Raw genomic sequence first — 18438 nt, forward strand, 5'->3', positions numbered from 1 at the left:
CCGTCTCTGAACATTACACCCATTGAATCCAATCAACTATCTCTATGGGCGGCTTAAACAAGATTCACGTTTTATTAACAAAATACAGTGCAAACAAATTTGACATTGTAAAAAGTATTATCGAACTTCGTTTTATGTTCAAGAAATAGAAAACAACATCCATATCGCAAGCGTTACTATGGAGCAACGAGATTTATTAAAGGACCAGATCGAACAATTAGGTAAAGTATTAGCAAAGATACTTTCCGACTTTCTAGGATTAAAATCTAAAGGTCAGGGCTCCCAAAAAATTGAAATTACAGACCAACGCTTGTTAAGTGAACTTGACATTGATATTAAAATGTTAGCTGATTTCACAAAAAAAGAACTTAAAAACTATTTTATCGCTCGAAAGTTCACTGCTAATCATTTAGAGATTTTATCGGACTATTTAAATGAAACTGGCAAAGTTGAAAATGCACTAAATAAAGAAGAGGTCAAAATACGTTTAAGAATAGCTGTTGAGCTCTTAGAAATTGCCGATGAAATTTCCAATACCCTGTCATTAGACAGGATTAATAAAAAAAAATGACATTACAAACTCATTAAAACAAAAAGACCTAATGGGTTAACCATTTCAACTTAAAATTACTCCCCTGGAAAATCCGCTTTCCGCTTTTCTAAAAAAGCAGAAGTTCCCTCCTTGAAATCGGCCGTTCCAAAACTTTTACCAAAGGCCTCAATCTCTACATCAAATCCATTAATACCGTCTTTATAATTTGCATTAATAGCTTTTATTGCAGCTCCTATAGCTACTGAAGAATTGCGCATTATTTTAGTTGCAATTTTTTTACATAACAATAGAAGTTCTTCCTGTGTGGTAACATGATTAACCAAACCATAGTTTAGTGCCTGATTAGCATCTATCATACCCGAAGTCATAATAAGCTCCATAGCACGCCCCTTACCTATAAGTTGTGGCAGGCGCTGTGTTCCACCATAACCAGGAATAACACCCAAAGACACCTCGGGCAGCCCCATTTTAGCATTATCACTCGCCACTCTAAAATGACAGGCCATAGCCAATTCCAGACCACCACCAAGAGCAAAACCATTAATAGCCGCTATAACCGGGGTTGATAAATTCTCAATATAATCAAACAATGTTTCCTGTCCTTTTGCAGCAAGCTCGACACCTTGGGTCACACTAAAATTTGCAAACTCACTAATATCTGCACCTGCTACAAAGGCCTTTTCTCCGCTTCCAGTTATTATAATGACTTTGGTTTCACTATTAGAGTCGGCATACTCTATGGCACTCCTCAACTCTTCAATAGTCAACCTATTTAAAGCATTTAACTTATTAGGCCTATTAATAGTGATAACAACAACCCCTCCTTCTTCTTGATATACAATATTATTGTAGTTCATAATTTTAATTTTAAAATTTTAACAAACCTAAATTATTCTATAGGAAACGATACTTTAAAAGTAGTGCCTTTATCCTTTTTGGACACAAACGAAATAGTACCATTATAAGTTTCAACAATATTCTTAACCATAGCAAGCCCTAGCCCCATACCACTAGTCTTTGTTGTAAATTTAGGCTCAAATATCTTATGCTTGTTCTCTTCAGAAACCCCAGCCCCATTATCTGCAACAGTAATCATCACGTCCTTCTGGTCTGTCTCTACATTAATAACAATGCGCGGTATGATAGTATCTGGCATAGACTGAATACTGTTTTTAACAAGATTGGTAACAACACGTATAAGCTGTGTTCTATCAAATTTTGCTATAATATCATTGGAAGTGGCTTTAAATTCAATATAATCCTCATTAAAGATATCTAAAGCCAGTTTTATTATTTCAACCACATTCAGGGTCTCATTCTTTTGCGCTGGCATTTTAGCAAAGGTTGAAAAAGCCGATGCTATGGAGCTCATAGTGTCTATTTGCTGAATTAAGGTCTTACTATATTCATCGAGTTTTTGGTGAATATTTTCATCTTTAGGATCGAACTTACGCTGAAAATTCTGAACAGTTAAACGCATAGGTGTCAACGGGTTCTTGATCTCATGGGCTACCTGTTTTGCCATTTCCCTCCAAGCTTGCTCCCTTTCACTTGTCGCTAATTTTACAGCACTCTCTTCAAGTTCATCAATCATACTGTTATAGGAATTAACCAAAGCGGTGATCTCCTCACTTGTATCGTTGATATCAATCTTCTCATTACTCTTTTCCAGTCGCGTGGCATTAATCTTATCACTAATGGTCTTTAATGACTTGGTAATGTATTTAGACAGCAAAAAGGCAATAACAATTGCCATGATTAAAACCAGTAGAAACGCATAGCCTATACGCTTTAAAAACTCATCCAATTCTTTAGCAAGAAAATCGTCATTTTCTAAGTACGGTAAGTTTAATATGGCTAGGTTCTTTGACTTTTGATCGGTGATATACGTATATGATGACTGGAATGTTTCTCCGTTTGCCACATGCTTATCCACAAAGCGATGTTCAAGCGTGTTAGTTATTGTATTTAATTCTACCGAGTGAAATAAGTCATTTAAAATTTCCGCATCCAAACATTGATTTTCAATATCCTTGTTCAAATCTACCTGTGTAGAAACCAACAAGCCCCCCTCTAGGTCATATAAGTTAATATGAAGTTTGTGAATATCTGTTATTTTGTATAGTTCCTCTTTAAAGATTATTGGGATATTTTCTGTTCTAACCTCCCAGGTATTCTGCCTGGAATTTAAAACACTTTTAATATGGGTTTGAATATTTATCTCTTTACGCTCAAGTCGCTGCTTATGATAATCTTCCCGTTCTTCCTTATATTGGTAAATAGCTACCGTAGAGATAAGAATGGAGGCCAGTAACACCAACAATATCATTGCCAAAAAAATGCGATTACGCAGAGAGAGCTTTCTAAGTTTCATTGAGTTCCATACATTTAAAGTAGCCTAAATATAGCAATAATCAAACCAAACAACCTAAGTCTAATTTAAAATACACTCACCAATATTACAGAAAACCTATTGGTTTAGAATTGAAATTTGATTTTTATGCTTCTGGATTTTTTTCTCGAATATTTTTATAGATTTTAAAGCCTAGAACAATAAGCACTCCCAAAACAATAATCCCCACAATGCCGTATATCCAGTTAATAGCACTTTTTAAAATAACCAAAAACACAACTGCAAATAAAATAAAGGTCGCTCCTTCATTCCAAATGCGCATAAAACTGGATGATTTTTTAACCACTCCTTCCTGCAACTGTTTAAAATATTGGTGCGTTTTTAAATGATAAACAAGCAGTAACACTACAAAACCCAATTTTACTTGCATCCAAGGCTGCTCTAAAAAATACGGTTGCAAAACAAGTAACCAAACAGCAAACAGCGTTGCCAATATCGCAGAAGGCCATGTAATAATATACCACAGCCGCTTAGCCATTAACTTTAACTGTTTTCCTAAAATTTCCTTATCTGGTGATGGTTTATGAAAGGCTTCTATTTGATACACGAATAATCTGGGAATGTAAAACAGCCCTGCAAACCATGTAATAACAAAAATTAGGTGAAAAGCTTTGATGTAATAATAATAGGCCATAATTTAAAGAGTTTTTAATCCAACAAATCTATTTCTGGTTTTAGATTCCTTACTATTTCCCTATTCAAAAAATAGGCTGTTACCACTGTTGCAAGAACATCGGATATCGGAAACGACATCCATACGCCCAACTCACCATAAAATATGGGCAAAATCAAAATAAGCGGTATAAAAAACACCCCTTGCCTTAACAAGGTTAGCAAAAGTGCAGGCTTGGCTTTACCAATAGCCTGAAAATATGCCGCCCCTATAAGCTGTATCGCTATAATAGGTGTAGCAGCAAACACCCAGCGCATATCACTTGGTGTTTGTTCAATAACAGCAGGGTCAGTAGTAAATAAACGTGTTATAGCTTCTGGAAAAACCATCAACACAACAAAAACCAAAGTAGCCAAAACTGCCGCATACTTTATAGCCGTATTGATAATTTCCCTAACCCTCTTAAAGTTTCGGGCTCCATAATTATAGCCCGCAATAGGCAAAAAGCCTTGGGTAATCCCTAACACGGGAAACATCGCAAACATGAGCATCCTACCAACAATTGCATAAGCCGTTACCGATGTTTCACCTCCTAGGTTAAATAAAATATTGTTCATAAACAAATAAGTAATACTAACAACAGCTTGCCTAGACAAGGTAACAAAGCCTAAAGAACTTATTTCTTTTACAATAGACACATTCAGTCCAAAATGAGCAAAATTTAACTTTAATTCTGAATGCTTGGATGAAAAAAACCAAAATATATAAATAAAACAAATAAGATAAGACGCCGTAGTTGCCCAAGCAGCCCCTTCCATTCCAAAATCCAAAACCTTAATTAGAATATAGTCTAGTAACAAATTACTAACCGATGGTATCATCATGGCATACATAGCAAACTTAGGCTTTCCCTCTGCCCTAATAACCGTGTTTCCCATCATGCATAGTGCAAGAAAAGGCACACCATACAATACGATAATGTAGTATATCTTAGCTGGTTCAAAAATAGCGCCTTTACCTCCAAATAGCGGAATAAGCGTATCAACAAACCACAAACCTAAAACAACCATTGCCACTGTTAACAACAACGTTAAAGTAAGCTGGTTCCCAAAGGTTTTAAGCGCTTTCTTTTTATTATCTGCTCCCAGTGCTCGTGAAATAATCGAAGACCCTCCAACGCCAATAGCCATTCCCAATGCAGCAATAAAGAAAGATACTGGCAATACGACATTAATGGCAGCAATGGCCACCGAACCTATCCATCTACCTACAAAAATAGTATCGATTAAGATATTTAGGGACATGACCAAAATACCTATGGAAGCCGGAACTGCTTGCTTTACAAGCAGCTTCCCTATTGGCTGTGTTCCAAGATCTTGCGATGAAACTTTAGCCATTACACAGCAAGTGTTTCTTTTACTGCCCAGTCATTTATCCATTTAGACAATAAAGCAACCCACTCGCTATCATCGTTTAAGCAAGGAATGGTTATAAAATTCTCTCCGCCCATTTCATGAAAAATCTCCTGCCCCTCCATAGCGATCTCTTCCAAAGTTTCTAAGCAATCACTAACAAATGCTGGCGTTACAATTGCCATATTTTTTACACCTTGCTTACCTAAGCGCTCTATAGTCCTATCTGTATATGGCTGCAACCAGGGATCGAACCCTAAACGAGACTGAAAGGATGTAGAAAACGAGCCTTCTTTAAGCTGTAGCTTTTCTACCACCAATCTGGTGACTTCCAAACACTGATGCCTATAGCAAAACTCATGTGCTTTTGATGGTGCTGTACAGCAACTTTTGTCTATTTTGCAATGTGACTTGGTAATATCACTTTTACGGATGTGTCGTTCTGGCACCCCGTGGTATGAAAACAGCAAATGCTCGTAGTTTTTCCCTTCTAAATATTTTTTTATAGAATTAGAAAGTACTTCAATATAATCTGGTTTATTATAAAATGCTGGCACCGATGTTATTTTCAAATCACGAAAACAATCTTGTCGAAGTTCTTCCGCCAATACCGTAATGGTTTCAGTTGTAGCCATAGCAAATTGAGGGTATAAAGGGAACAACAACACCTCATCTACACCTTTATCAACCAACTCCTGAAGCCCTTTTTTAATAGTCATACTACCATAACGCATGGCCAAAGCCATAGGCACCTCTACTTGCTTTTGTATTTTAGCCCTTAACCTTTCAGAAATAACAATAAGCGGCGAGCCTTCTTCCCACCATATCTTTTTATAAGCCGCAGCCGATGCTTTGGGTCTTGTTTTTAAAATAATACCTTTAACAAGTGCTGTTCTTGCCACCAAAGGGATATCAATAACACGCTCATCCATTAAAAACTCTCCCAGATAACGTTTAACATCTTTTGGGTCTGGACTATCTGGAGACCCGAGGTTTACAAGTAAAATTCCTTTCATTTAATTATTTTAAATAATAAAATACGAACCGATTTGGCTTTACTTCAAAAGGTTCATCTATAAATCTGTTTACGATAACGACATTAAATACTTTTTGGGCGTTGTCCCATATTTTTTTTTAAATGCTGCTATAAAGTGACTAGCCGTACTATACCCCACTTTATGCCCAACTTCATTTACATTATTTTCTCCAGATTCCAATAATTTTCGGGCAACTTCCATTTTGTAATCAAACAAAAAGCTGAAGACCGAATCACCATAAATTTGCTTAAATCCTTCTTTAAGTTTCTTAATGTTCAAGCCAATTTCATCGGCCAACTCCTGCAAACTGGGTGGTTCGGACATGCGAGCTACCACAATATCTTTAGCTTTCCTAATTTTAATCACATTGGTTTCATCAACTAAAAACGGGCATTGCTCAATATCGGCTTCCTCACTTCTATTAAAATAAAGACTTAACAACTCATACGCTTTTCCCTTAAAATAAATAGGCTTTATGGATTGATTTAAATTGTAGTTGATTAACTGATTCAAGACAATAGCCATAGAAGGCGTAATGGTTCGTTCTTTATAATATTTCTTATCCTTATTATCCTCATTTAAAAATGAAATATAATCTGCTTCTTGTGAAAACAACCCATGAAACTTTTTTATGGAGATTAAAACAGAAACAATCCATGAATTAGGGCTCACTTCCAAGTTAATGGGTAAATCGCGTTGCGGATTGTACAATAGCAACGAGTTTTCCTCTTGTATATTTAAAGTATAGCGCCCCTGATTAAAGATAAAGGCACTTAAGCCTTTTACGCAAAAATGAAATTGAATATAATCGCTATTTATGTCTCTTACAACACTTTGGGACTCACTGCTATCGTTTTTAAATGTAAATACCAAAAACCCATCATCAACCTGAGTTTCCTCAAAAGAACTTTGAGCGACATTTTTTAAAGTACCATCTTCAGCTTTCATATACAAATTATTTAGATTTATTCTAAATTGGTTGATTAAAAACACTTGAATCTAGTGCAAAAATATGACTTTTATCATATATTTTTTAAAAAACCCCTTAAAAAACCACAAACGACACTAAAAGTTCTTCTAGCGTTATTTTTTTAACGACTATCCCTATATTTTTGTTTTTGCAATTTCCAATTTACAATGCAGAAGTACAACATATCACGAAGCAACTACTTTTACTCCATAGGTTTAAGCTACAAAAAGGCCGATGCTGAAATTAGAGGTCATTTTAGTTTAGATGATGACGCCAAACGCGCTTTGCTTAACCAAGCTAAAGAAAATGACGTTGAAAGTTTAGTTGTCACTTCTACCTGTAACCGAACAGAGATCTACGGATTTGCACAGCATCCATTTCAATTAATCCAATTACTTTGTGACAATACAAGAGGCACTATTGAAGAGTTTCAAAAAGTTGCCTACATATATAAAAACAAAGATGCCATTGCACATATGTTCCGTGTTGGCTCTGGATTGGACAGTCAGATCCTTGGGGATTTCGAAATTATAAGTCAGCTCAAGTCCAGTGCAAAAGCCTCTAAAAAGAATGGTTTATTAAACCCCTTTACCGAACGCTTGGTAAATGCTGTTATCCAAGCCAGTAAACGCATTAAAACCGAAACCAATATTTCTTCGGGAGCCACCTCGGTATCTTTTGCTTCTGTACAATACATTTTTAACACTATCGAAAACATATCGGATAAAAACATTTTACTTTTTGGCACGGGAAAGATAGGGCGAAATACTTGTGAAAACTTGGTAAAACACACCAAGAATGAGCACATCACACTAATTAACCGGACTAAAGACAAAGCCGAAAAAATTGCTGGAAAATTTAATCTGATAGTTAAAGATTATGCCAACTTACAGGAAGAAATAAGTAAATCTGATATCCTAATTGTCGCCACCGGAGCACAACACCCCACGATAGACAAACACATTATCCAAACCAAAAAGCCTCTTCTAATTTTAGATCTTTCAATCCCTAAAAATGTAGATTCTAATGTTGAAGAACTTAACAACATATCGTTAGTTCATTTAGATCATTTATCAAAAATAACCGATAAAACCTTAGAAGATCGCAAAAAGCACATTCCCCTTGCCGAAGCTATTATTGAAGAGGTAAAAAAGGAATTTGGCGACTGGCTAGAGACCCGCAAATTTGCACCAACAATAAAAGCTTTAAAACACAAGCTTACCGATTTTGCTTTAGCCGAACTAGATACACAACGTAAAAAAAATACAGACTTTAATGAAGCACAAGCAAAGCTGATAAGCAATAATATTATCCAAAAGATTACTAACCACTTTGCCCATCATTTAAAGGATGACAATATCTCTACCGACGAGAGCCTCGAACTTATAAAAAAAGTGTTTCAGCTAGAAGAAACCCCAACAAATGTCTAAAACCATAAGAATTGGCACGCGCGATAGCGAATTAGCGCTATGGCAAGCCAAAATAGTACAACAGCAACTCGAAAAACTAGGTCATAAAACACAATTAATCCCAGTAAAATCCACTGGTGATTTAGTTTTAGATAAACCCCTATACGAACTAGGAATAACCGGCATATTTACCAGAACTTTGGATATCGCCATGCTAAATCATGATATTGATATAGCCGTACACTCTTTAAAAGATGTCCCAACCATACTACCCAAAGGCATCGTGCAAGCAGCTGTTTTAAAAAGGGGCAACGTTAACGACACTCTGGTATTTAAAAAGAATGAAGAGTTTTTGGGCTCTCCAAACGCTGTTGTTGCCACAGGTAGTTTACGCCGACGTGCACAATGGCTAAACAGATACCCAACACACACTATCGAAGATTTAAGGGGCAATGTAAACTCTCGACTACAAAAACTTGCAGACAACGACCACTGGAACGGTGCTATTTTTGCGGCCGCTGGTATAGGACGCATTGGTATTCGTCCAGAAGAAGCCATCAATTTAGAATGGATGATCCCAGCTCCTGCACAAGGTGCCATTATGATAACCGCCCTCGAAGAAGACGAAGAAACTAGAACTATTTGTCACGAACTTAATCATGAAGAAACTGAAATATGCACAAGCATTGAGCGTGCGTTTTTAAATAAATTAGAAGGTGGCTGTACGGCCCCTATCGGTGCCCTCGCCAAAATTAAGGATGATGAAATAACATTTAAAGGCGTCCTTTTAAGTGCCGATGGTTCCAACCGCATTGATGTAACCCGTGTTGAAAAATTAGGAAAACACCAAGACATCGCTGCCTTTTGTGCCAATTATATTATTGATCGTGGCGGCAAACGCCTTATGGACAACATAAAGCAGTCCAATCGTAAAACAAATATTTATTCTACAAAATCCTTTACCGAAGACCAGCGCCTTTTATTCCACGAAAAAGTAACCGCCAAAAGTTCTGATTTTGTAAAAATAAGCCTGAATAGGATTTCACCTTACTTTTTAAAATCCGAAATACAAAATGTTGTTATAACCAGTAAAAATGCTGTTGAATCGTTAATTACAAATTACTCGGCTATAGAGCTTCAATTTAAAAATATATATTGTGTTGGACGCCGAACAAAACGATTGATTGAAAACAAAATAGGAAAAGTTAAACATGCCGAAAATAACGCTAAAAAATTGGCAGATTATCTCGTTGAATACATTGAAGGTAACGAAGTAACCTACTTTTGTAGCGATTTAAGGCTTGATGATTTACCTTCAATTTTAACCGAAAACAATATAAAAGTAAACGAAATTGAAGCTTACCAAACCAAATATGACGGCATAAAAATAGAAGATTCCGTGGAAGGAGTTATGTTTTACAGCCCATCAACAGTTGAAAGCTTTGCACAAAAGAACAACAATGAGGTAATCGCCTTTTGTATTGGTGAAACCACAGCAAAAGAAGCCAGAAAACATTTTAAAGATGTTAGAATAGCCAAAGTTCCAACCGTAGAAAGTGTAATCGAATTAGTAAATGAACATTATGTTTAATCGCAGATAGCTACTAGCTATTTGCTCTTCACAGAAATACTGTCTAAAAAACCAATAGCAACTTAAACCTAAAGCCACCTAAAAAAATGAGAGACTTTAAAAAACTTGATATTTGGAAGAACGGAATTGATTTAGTAAAATTAGTCTATCAATTATCCGAAAAACTACCTTCTGAAGAAAAGTTTGACCTAAGAAGTCAAATAACAAGAGCTGCCACCTCAATACCATCAAATATAGCTGAAGGTTGTAGTAGGAATAGTGAAGTTGAATTTAAGCGCTTTCTAGAAATTGCTATGGGATCACTTTTTGAAGTAGAAACACAACTTATAATAACCCAAGAATTAAGATTTATAAGACCTAATGAACTTGAAGCTCTTTTCGATTTAATCCATAAAGAGGCAAAAATGATAAATAGTCTAATTAATAAAATAAAAAACAGCTAAGGGCTAATGGCCAAAAGCTTTCCACACAATATGATAAAAAACGATTTATTTTTAAGAGCTTTAAAGGGAGAAACAGTAAACCGCCCTCCGGTTTGGATGATGCGCCAAGCAGGACGATACTTGCCAGAATTTATGGCTATTCGTGAGAAATATGATTTCTTTACACGCTGTCGCACACCCGAATTAGCAAGTGAAATTACGGTACAGCCCATTCGCAGATACGGTATGGATGCCGCAATTTTATTTAGTGACATTCTAGTAATCCCACAGGCTATGAACATAGAGGTACAAATGAAACCTAACTTTGGACCTTATCTTCCAAACCCTATACGTAACCAAAAAGATGTCGACAATGTTGTTGTCCCTGACGTTACCGTTGAATTAGACTATGTCTACCAAGCGATTAAAGCCACTAAAGAATTATTAAACAACGAGGTTCCGCTCATTGGCTTTGCAGGTTCCCCATGGACTATTTTATGTTATTGTGTACAAGGACAAGGCAGTAAGACCTTCGATAAAGCCAAAGCATTTTGTTTTACAAATCCAGTAGCTGCCCATCAACTGCTTCAAAAAATAACCGATACGACAATTGCCTATTTAAAAGAAAAAGTAAAAGCAGGTGTGAATGCTGTTCAAATTTTTGATTCTTGGGGCGGGATGTTATCACCAACCGATTACCAAGAATTCTCATGGCAATACATTAACCAAATTATTGAAGCCCTAAAAGATGACACCCCTGTTATTGCCTTTGGAAAAGGCTGTTGGTTTGCCCTTGGCGAAATGGCAAAATCGAATGCCTCTGCACTAGGAATCGATTGGACTTGTTCGGCGCAAAATGCACGTTATTTAACAGGAGGGAACATTACCTTGCAAGGTAATTTTGACCCTGCTCGATTATTATCGCCTCCAACAGAAATTAAAAAACAAGTACATCAAATGATTAATGATTTTGGAAAAGATAAATATATCGTTAATCTGGGACACGGTATTTTACCCAACATCCCATTAGACCATGCCAAAGCCTTTATTGATGCCGTAAAAGAATACAATGCTTAAAAACATAGCAAAAGGAATACGTACATATTTTGAGGCATTTACCTTAATGTCTAAGCTCAAACTATGGAAGTTTTTTATCATTCCTATTGCTATAAGCATTATAACCGCCTTGTTAATAGGCGTCTCAGCTTATGGGCTTTCCGATAATATCGGCTTTTACATTTCAAAAATATGGATTTGGGAATGGGGCAAAGAAACATTTGCTGCGATTGGCAATGTTATTGGTGGATTAATTATTATAACGCTAGGGCTTATCGTCTATAAGCACATAATTATGGCACTGTCGGCACCATTTATGAGTCCTGTATCCGAAAGGATTGAAAACCATTTTTTAGAAGCAGATTCCAAATTAAAGCAACAACGTAGAAACACAACTTTTATGGAACAGTTATGGCGCGGTATTCGAATCAACATTAGAAACTTGGCCATGGAACTCCTATTAAGCATTCCTATTCTGGTAATAAGCTTTATTCCTGTAATTGGTATTTTTTCGGCTTTACTGCTCTTTTTAGTTCAAGCTTACTATGCTGGTTTTGGTAATATGGATTATACATTGGAACGCCATTTAAAATACAACGAAAGTTTAGCTTTTGTACGTAACCACCGTGGTTTAGCCATTGGAAATGGTGCTGTATTTATGCTGTTTTTATTAATTCCGATAATTGGCGTTATATTAGTACTACCCTTATCGGTTACGGCAGCTTCAAAAAATACAATTGAAGCGCTACAATTAAAAGGCAACTAAACCATGAATGAAAATAACATTCTCTCTCCTTTCCAAAAATTTGTCAAAATAGAAGGCTTTAGTGGCATTCTTTTGTTGTCGGCAACTATTGTAGCACTGTTTTGGGCCAATTCTTCTTTTTCGGAGAGTTATAACACACTTTGGCAATACAAAATAGGGGTTAGCACTGAGAGTTTTGAACTATACAAGCCTTTAATTCTCTGGATTAATGATGGTTTGATGGCTATTTTCTTTTTCTTGATAGGATTAGAAATTAAAAGAGAATTCCTCATTGGCGAATTAAATTCGCCTAAAAAATTAGCATTTCCCCTTTTTGGTGCACTAGGCGGTATGATTATTCCAGTAATATTGTTTGTTTGCGCGAACCAAAATCCAGACACGCTCAAAGGCTGGGGCATTCCAATGGCCACAGATATTGCCTTTTCTTTAGCTATTTTAAATGCCTTAGGAAAAAGAGTTCCTTTAAGCCTTAAGGTGTTTTTAACTGCGTTTGCCATAGTAGACGACCTAGGAGCAGTACTTGTTATTGCTCTATTTTACAGCGGCGCTATTAAGATTAGCTTATTGGGCATAGCTATTGGCCTGTTAACTGTATTATACCTTTTATCCTTTAAAGGCTTTTACTCCAAATTCTTAACAATTACTCTAGGAGTAGTTATTTGGACACTATTTCTTAAAGCAGGTATCCACCCCACATTGGCGGGTATTTTGCTAGCTTTTTCCATACCCATTAGGCAAAAAATAAAAACACCTGAATTTATAGACAATCTCGTAAAAATAACGAACAATATTAAGCAAGCCGCTATTTCAAAAAAACCAATCCTGTCTAAAGAACAAATACAGGAGATTGATGATTTGGAAGACTGGACAAACAAATACCAGTCACCACTGCAACACTTAGAACATAACCTGCACGATTGGGTAGCTTACTTTATCATTCCAATTTTCGCCCTGGCCAATGCAGGCGTGATTCTTAATAGTGATGTGCCCTTGGAAACATCGTTGGTTATAAACATCGTCATCTGCTTGGTTTTAGGTAAAAGTGTCGGTATTTCGGCAGTGGTATTACTAGCAAAAAAGTTAAAGCTTATAGACATCCCTTCAGACATTAACAAGCTTCAAATACTCGGCGTTTCGTTTTTAGCAGGCATCGGTTTTACCATGGCTATTTTTATTGCCGGGCTAGCCTTCAGCTCCAGTCCGACATACATCGATTCAGCCAAAATAGGCATCCTGATAGGATCCTTTATTTCAGCCGTTATCGGTTACCTTATTTTAAGATTTCAAAAAAAGCATGAAAACTAAATTTTACGAATACATACAAACCCTTCAAGACCAGATCACTTCTAAACTAGAAGCTATTGACGGCAAGGCCAAATTCCGGGAAGACCTTTGGAAACGTCCCGAAGGTGGAGGCGGCAGGACACGCGTTATTGAAAATGGTGACGTTTTCGAAAAAGGAGGTGTTAACATTTCGGCAGTTCATGGGAAACTTCCCCAATCCATGCAGTCCTATTTTAAGGTTGGTGATGTCGATTTTTTTGCTTGTGGACTAAGCCTCGTGCTGCATCCAAAAAATCCTATGACGCCCACTGTACATGCCAATTGGCGCTATTTTGAAATGTACGATCAGGAAGGCGCTATCGTGGACAGTTGGTTTGGAGGCGGCCAAGACCTTACCCCTTACTATTTGTTTGAAGAAGATGCCAAGCATTTTCACCAGACCTGTAAGACCGTATGTGATAAGCATCATCCTAATTTTTATGAACATTACAAAAAGAAGTGCGATGACTACTTCTATAACACACACCGCAGCGAAGCCCGCGGCATAGGGGGACTGTTTTTCGATTACTGCAAAGCTTCGGAGGACATGACAATGGAAGACTGGTATAATTTCGTTACCGATGTAGGCAATAGCTTTTTAGAAGCTTATGTTCCCATCGTTGAAAAACGAAAAGACCTGCCATATACCAAAACGCAACGCACTTGGCAGGAAATAAGGCGCGGTCGTTACGTGGAATTTAATTTGGTTCACGATAAAGGCACCCTTTTCGGGTTGAAAACCAATGGCCGAATAGAAAGCATTCTAATGAGTTTACCGTCATATGTGCAATGGGTCTACGATCATCATCCGGAAAAAGGCAGTGATGAAGAAAAACTATTAAACGTATTAAAACAGCCTAAAGAATGGGCATAATAAATTGTTATTGCGGAAACTCAAAAACCTATGCCGAATGCTGTCAAAAGGCCCACATCGACATGGCATCGGTTACAACTGCCGAACAATTAATGCGTTCCAGGTACAGTGCTTTTGTATTAGCTGATGTGGATTATTTAATGCAAAGTCACCACAGTACCACACGTCCTATAAAAGAAAAAAATGCCATTGTTACTTGGGCCAAATCGGTGCACTGGATAAAATTAGACGTAATTGAAACCTTCAAAGGAAACCCACATGACCAGGAAGGAACAGTTACGTTTAATGCTTATTTTTACGAAAATGGAAAAATAGATGTCATTCATGAAAAGTCTGCTTTCATTAAAGAAAACAAGCACTGGAAATACTTAGGATTAAGTAAATAAAATCAAAGAATATGTTCCCACTAAGACGAAACAGAAGACTACGAAGCAATGAAGCCATCCGCTCACTGGTTCGCGAGACCATTATTAGCCCAAACGATTTTTTAGTACCCCTATTCGTGGTAGAAGGGAAGGGTATTAAAGAAGAAATTACATCCATGCCCAACTACTACCGATACAGCCTGGATCTGTTACAAAATGAAGTCAGAGAACTCTGGAAATTAGGCTTAAAGTCGGTATTGTTATTTGTTAAAGTACCCGATAATTTAAAGGACAATAAAGGCACGGAAGCTTTAAACCCTAACGGATTGATGCAACGCGCCATTAAAACCGTTAAAAATGCCTGCCCGGACATGTTGGTCATGACCGATGTGGCATTGGATCCCTATTCTGCTTACGGACACGATGGCATTATTGAAAACGGACACATACTAAACGACGAAACAGCTATAGTATTATCGGACATGAGTTTATCGCACGCACAGGCTGGAGCCGACTTTGTAGCCCCCAGCGACATGATGGACGGTCGCATTCTATCCATTCGAGAAGCCTTGGAACAAAACGGCTTTAAAAACACCGGTATTATGAGTTATTCGGCAAAATACGCTTCGGCTTTTTATGGCCCCTTCCGCGATGCTTTAGATTCTGCACCGGTAGACATGATAGATATTCCAAAAGACAAAAAAACATACCAGATGGATTATGGCAATCGCATTGAAGCCATAAGGGAAACTTTAATGGATATTGACGAGGGTGCCGATATCGTAATGGTAAAACCTGGGTTGTGTTATCTGGACATTGTCCGAGATATTAAAAATGAAGTAGACGTTCCTGTAGCTGTTTACCAAGTGTCTGGTGAATATGCCATGATCAAGGCTGCCGCCGAAAAAGGCTGGCTAGACCATGATGCTGTCATGCTGGAACAAACCACAGCCATTAAACGTGCCGGTGCCGATATTATAGCAAGCTACTTCGCCAAAGAGGTCGTTACATTACTTAATGGGTAATTCTAGCACCTTGACCGGGTGAATGACATAAACAAGTAAGGCTCTCAATTTCTTGAGAGCCTTACTATTGTTAAGTGAAAAAGAGCGGACTCGAACCACCGACCTCTTGACTGCCAGTGTTGGGATTAGGGTATTAATCACAACCAAAAACCAATTTATATTATTGATTTACAGGGTTTTAATAAATTTTGATTTCATTTGATATCAAACGAAATCAAGGGTTTGCGTGCAAATTGCGTGCAAATTTTTTATTAACTTTGAGTATCATGAACACCAGTATAAAACTTACTTTAGATACCCGTCGAAAGAAAAAAGACGATACTTTTCCAATCATTTTAAGGTTAAGTCATCTTCGCAAAACCACGTCTATACGGGTCGGAGAATCTGTGCCATTAATTTTTTGGGATGAAAAAAGTGAAAGCATAAAAAAATCTTATGGTGATTCAATTACTGTAAAACGCTTAAATAATAAACTCTTAAAAGCAAAAGTGCGTGCAAATAATGTAATTGATAGGTTAAATGAAAAGGAAGAACTCAATTATTTGTCTTTAACACAGCTAAAAAACAAAATCACTAAAAAGGTAACAGTCAACTCATTTTTTGAATACAGTGACAGCATTATAGAAGAGCTCAATAAAGTTGAACGTTATGGTAACGCAAACTCTTATTATGCCATCACCAAAATATTAAAAAAGTTCAATAAGGATAATGATTTAAAGTTCAATGAAGTTAATTATGACTTTCTTAAAAAGTTTGAGCAATTTCATTATTCCAGGGGCAACTCTACCAACGGCCTTGCCGTTTACATGAAAACAATTAGGGCGATTTATAACAAAGCTATTAAGGCTGGAATAATTTCTAAAGAAGCTTATCCTTTTACCAATTATAAAATTAAAACAACACCAACTGAAAAAAGAGCTCTTGACATTAGCAGTATTAAATCCATAATGCAGTTACAATTAAACGAAAATGATGGTTTATTCCATTACCGAAACTACTTTTTAACCTCCTATATGCTCTATGGCGTTTCGTTTATAGACATGGCATTTTTGAAACTTGAAAACATTGTAGATAACCGCATTAAATTCTTTAGAAGAAAAACGTCTAAACCGTACGACATTAAAATTACCCCTCAATTAAAAGAGATCCTTAAATTTTACATCAAGAATAAGAACAAATCGGATTTTATTTTTCCAATCATTACACGTGACACCTATGAGCTCCAATATAAGGATGTATTATGGGCGCGTAAAAGGTATAACCAAGGTTTAAAGGAAATTGCCGATAAATGCAATATAGAACAGCGGTTAACTTCTTATGTTTCTCGCCATAGCTTTGCTACACAAGCGATGCTGCAAGATGTACCCCTACAAGCCATTTCCGCTATGCTTGGCCATAATCGCCTGTCCACTACACAAATTTATCTTAAATCTTTACCAAATGAGGTATTAGATGATTATAACAAAAAGTTGGTTGAAATATAATTACTTAAAACTCTCATAATCTCCCAAAATAGTATCTTCCCTTTTAACTAACGGGTCTAACCAATCAGCCTTTTCATTCGCCCAATTAATCCAGCTTTTTAATGATTGGCTCATTGAACTAGTTTTACTTGCATACTCTTTCTTTGCATTGATAAAACCCCTTAACTGTTCTGCTTTATAATAGCGCGTGGAATCCTCATATAAAAGATTAAATTTCTCAATTTCACTATTACGCAATTCTTTTAAGTCATCCTCTATTTTTTGTTTTCGTTTTTGCTCCTCTCTCCATTTTTCCCGTTCAATCTTTTCTGCCCTTTCCTTTATTGCCTGCTCCTCAAAATAATCTATAATCGAAGGTATTTTAGCTTCTAATTTTACAGATTTAGAGTCATGCCATTCCTTTCTAGGATAATCATCCCTTTTAAAAGCCAACTCACCAATGGGCTCTAATTCCGTTTCATTCCAAAGACCATTGTTTCTAACAATAATTCGCTTATTTTTTTCTCTTAGATATATTGGCGAATCAATACCATGAAGTGATACAACTGTTCCATAATATTCTTTAAACCAAATCTTAAAACCTCTTTCCTCAGCCAGTTTCACAAATAAATCCATAAAAATTAAGGCTCGAGAGACAAGTTTTGGTGTTACGGTAATATTCAAGATACCCTTAGACGTAGTAATCATTCCCTTAGAGGCATACCTATAAGACAGCTTTTTATTTGCTAAATCTTTTTTGGCAATAGCAACTAACTTATGTGACTTTGAAAGCTTTGCAGGTACAATAACTCTTTTTTTATCCAATTTATCGTTAATGGTTTCCAATTTGATTATCAAATCTTCGTCTCCATTTAATTCTGTCTTTTCAACATCTTTACCATGCTTAATTTTTGTCCAGTATCCACTTTTGGGCGTTGGAATATTAAACTTAGTACATTGCTCTTTAAGATAACTTGATTTTACATGAAATTGTTTGGATAAGGTAGATATTGGCTTAGACCAGACCAAATCATACAATTCTTTTCTTGTTAACTCTTTAGCTTCCATAATATTTTAAAATTATATTAGTAAATATCCGAGATTATTAGTAATTTTTACTAACTTTCTCGCAAATTTACTAAGATT

At 36.5% G+C, this 18438-nt stretch carries 18 protein-coding genes; 11 read left to right on the top strand and 7 right to left on the bottom strand.

Going from position 1 to position 18438, the window contains the following annotated elements; all coding sequences use genetic code 11:
* Positions 1-178: 178 nt before the first annotated feature.
* Positions 179-571 (top strand): hypothetical protein, encoded by a 393-nt coding sequence (locus ABD792_RS04430; RefSeq protein ID WP_345004601.1) that lies wholly within the window; start codon positions 179-181, stop codon positions 569-571.
* A 56-nt stretch (positions 572-627) separates the two neighbouring features.
* Here ABD792_RS04430 and ABD792_RS04435 read toward each other — a convergent pair whose 3' ends face one another.
* The 6 genes from ABD792_RS04435 to ABD792_RS04460 all read right to left on the bottom strand — a co-directional run bounded on the left by ABD792_RS04435 (position 628) and on the right by ABD792_RS04460 (position 6976).
* Positions 628-1410, bottom strand: a complete 783-nt coding sequence (locus ABD792_RS04435) for an enoyl-CoA hydratase/isomerase family protein (RefSeq protein WP_345004602.1) — start codon at positions 1408-1410, stop codon at positions 628-630.
* 32 nt (positions 1411-1442) lie between these two features.
* Complete coding sequence (locus tag ABD792_RS04440) at positions 1443-2927, bottom strand: sensor histidine kinase (protein WP_345004603.1); 1485 nt, start codon at positions 2925-2927, stop codon at positions 1443-1445.
* A 124-nt stretch (positions 2928-3051) separates the two neighbouring features.
* Positions 3052-3600 (bottom strand): CopD family protein, encoded by a 549-nt coding sequence (locus tag ABD792_RS04445; protein ID WP_345004604.1) that lies wholly within the window; start codon positions 3598-3600, stop codon positions 3052-3054.
* A gap of 14 nt (positions 3601-3614) precedes the next feature.
* Positions 3615-4976 (bottom strand): MATE family efflux transporter, encoded by a 1362-nt coding sequence (locus tag ABD792_RS04450; RefSeq protein WP_345004605.1) that lies wholly within the window; start codon positions 4974-4976, stop codon positions 3615-3617.
* Positions 4976-6007, bottom strand: coding sequence for a ferrochelatase (hemH, locus tag ABD792_RS04455; RefSeq protein WP_345004606.1), 1032 nt, complete (start codon positions 6005-6007; stop codon positions 4976-4978). Before hemH ends, ABD792_RS04450 begins: the two co-directional genes overlap by 1 nt.
* Before the next feature lie 69 nt (positions 6008-6076).
* Positions 6077-6976 (bottom strand): helix-turn-helix transcriptional regulator, encoded by a 900-nt coding sequence (locus ABD792_RS04460; protein ID WP_345004607.1) that lies wholly within the window; start codon positions 6974-6976, stop codon positions 6077-6079.
* Positions 6977-7165: 189 nt separating this feature from the next.
* On the opposite strand from ABD792_RS04460, the gene hemA reads away from it, so the two are divergent.
* The 10 genes from hemA to ABD792_RS04510 all read left to right on the top strand — a co-directional run bounded on the left by hemA (position 7166) and on the right by ABD792_RS04510 (position 17313).
* Entirely contained in the window at positions 7166-8428 is a 1263-nt protein-coding gene (hemA, locus tag ABD792_RS04465; RefSeq protein ID WP_345004608.1) for a glutamyl-tRNA reductase, read from the top strand.
* A complete protein-coding gene (gene hemC, locus ABD792_RS04470) occupies positions 8421-9998 on the top strand; it encodes a hydroxymethylbilane synthase (RefSeq protein ID WP_345004609.1) in 1578 nt (525 codons plus the stop codon). The genes hemA and hemC overlap by 8 nt, the downstream gene beginning before the upstream one ends.
* 86 nt (positions 9999-10084) lie before the next feature.
* Positions 10085-10441: a four helix bundle protein gene (locus tag ABD792_RS04475; RefSeq protein ID WP_345004610.1), complete on the top strand. Its 357-nt coding sequence runs from the start codon at positions 10085-10087 to the stop codon at positions 10439-10441.
* A gap of 30 nt (positions 10442-10471) precedes the next feature.
* The gene (hemE, locus tag ABD792_RS04480; RefSeq protein WP_345004611.1) at positions 10472-11497 is read left to right on the top strand and encodes a uroporphyrinogen decarboxylase; all 1026 of its coding nucleotides are present in this window, start codon (positions 10472-10474) and stop codon (positions 11495-11497) included.
* Positions 11490-12242 carry an EI24 domain-containing protein gene (locus ABD792_RS04485; protein WP_345004612.1) on the top strand — a complete coding sequence of 251 codons (753 nt, stop codon included), beginning with the start codon at positions 11490-11492 and terminating at the stop codon, positions 12240-12242. The genes hemE and ABD792_RS04485 overlap by 8 nt, the downstream gene beginning before the upstream one ends.
* A 3-nt stretch (positions 12243-12245) precedes the next feature.
* Complete coding sequence (gene nhaA / locus ABD792_RS04490) at positions 12246-13547, top strand: Na+/H+ antiporter NhaA (protein WP_345004614.1); 1302 nt, start codon at positions 12246-12248, stop codon at positions 13545-13547.
* Complete coding sequence (gene hemF, locus ABD792_RS04495) at positions 13537-14439, top strand: oxygen-dependent coproporphyrinogen oxidase (RefSeq protein ID WP_345004615.1); 903 nt, start codon at positions 13537-13539, stop codon at positions 14437-14439. Before nhaA ends, hemF begins: the two co-directional genes overlap by 11 nt.
* The gene (locus ABD792_RS04500) at positions 14430-14825 is read left to right on the top strand and encodes a YchJ family protein (RefSeq protein ID WP_345004616.1); all 396 of its coding nucleotides are present in this window, start codon (positions 14430-14432) and stop codon (positions 14823-14825) included. Before hemF ends, ABD792_RS04500 begins: the two co-directional genes overlap by 10 nt.
* An 11-nt stretch (positions 14826-14836) precedes the next feature.
* Complete coding sequence (gene hemB / locus ABD792_RS04505; RefSeq protein WP_345004617.1) at positions 14837-15829, top strand: porphobilinogen synthase; 993 nt, start codon at positions 14837-14839, stop codon at positions 15827-15829.
* Positions 15830-16095: 266 nt separating this feature from the next.
* Complete coding sequence (locus ABD792_RS04510; protein ID WP_345004618.1) at positions 16096-17313, top strand: tyrosine-type recombinase/integrase; 1218 nt, start codon at positions 16096-16098, stop codon at positions 17311-17313.
* Here the strand turns inward: ABD792_RS04510 and ABD792_RS04515 are convergent, their stop codons facing one another.
* A complete protein-coding gene (locus tag ABD792_RS04515) occupies positions 17314-18360 on the bottom strand; it encodes a hypothetical protein (RefSeq protein WP_345004619.1) in 1047 nt (348 codons plus the stop codon).
* Between the last annotated feature and the right edge of the window lie 78 nt (positions 18361-18438).

The organism is Snuella lapsa (assembly GCF_039539345.1).
Taxonomy (GTDB): Bacteria; Bacteroidota; Bacteroidia; order Flavobacteriales; family Flavobacteriaceae; genus Snuella; species Snuella lapsa.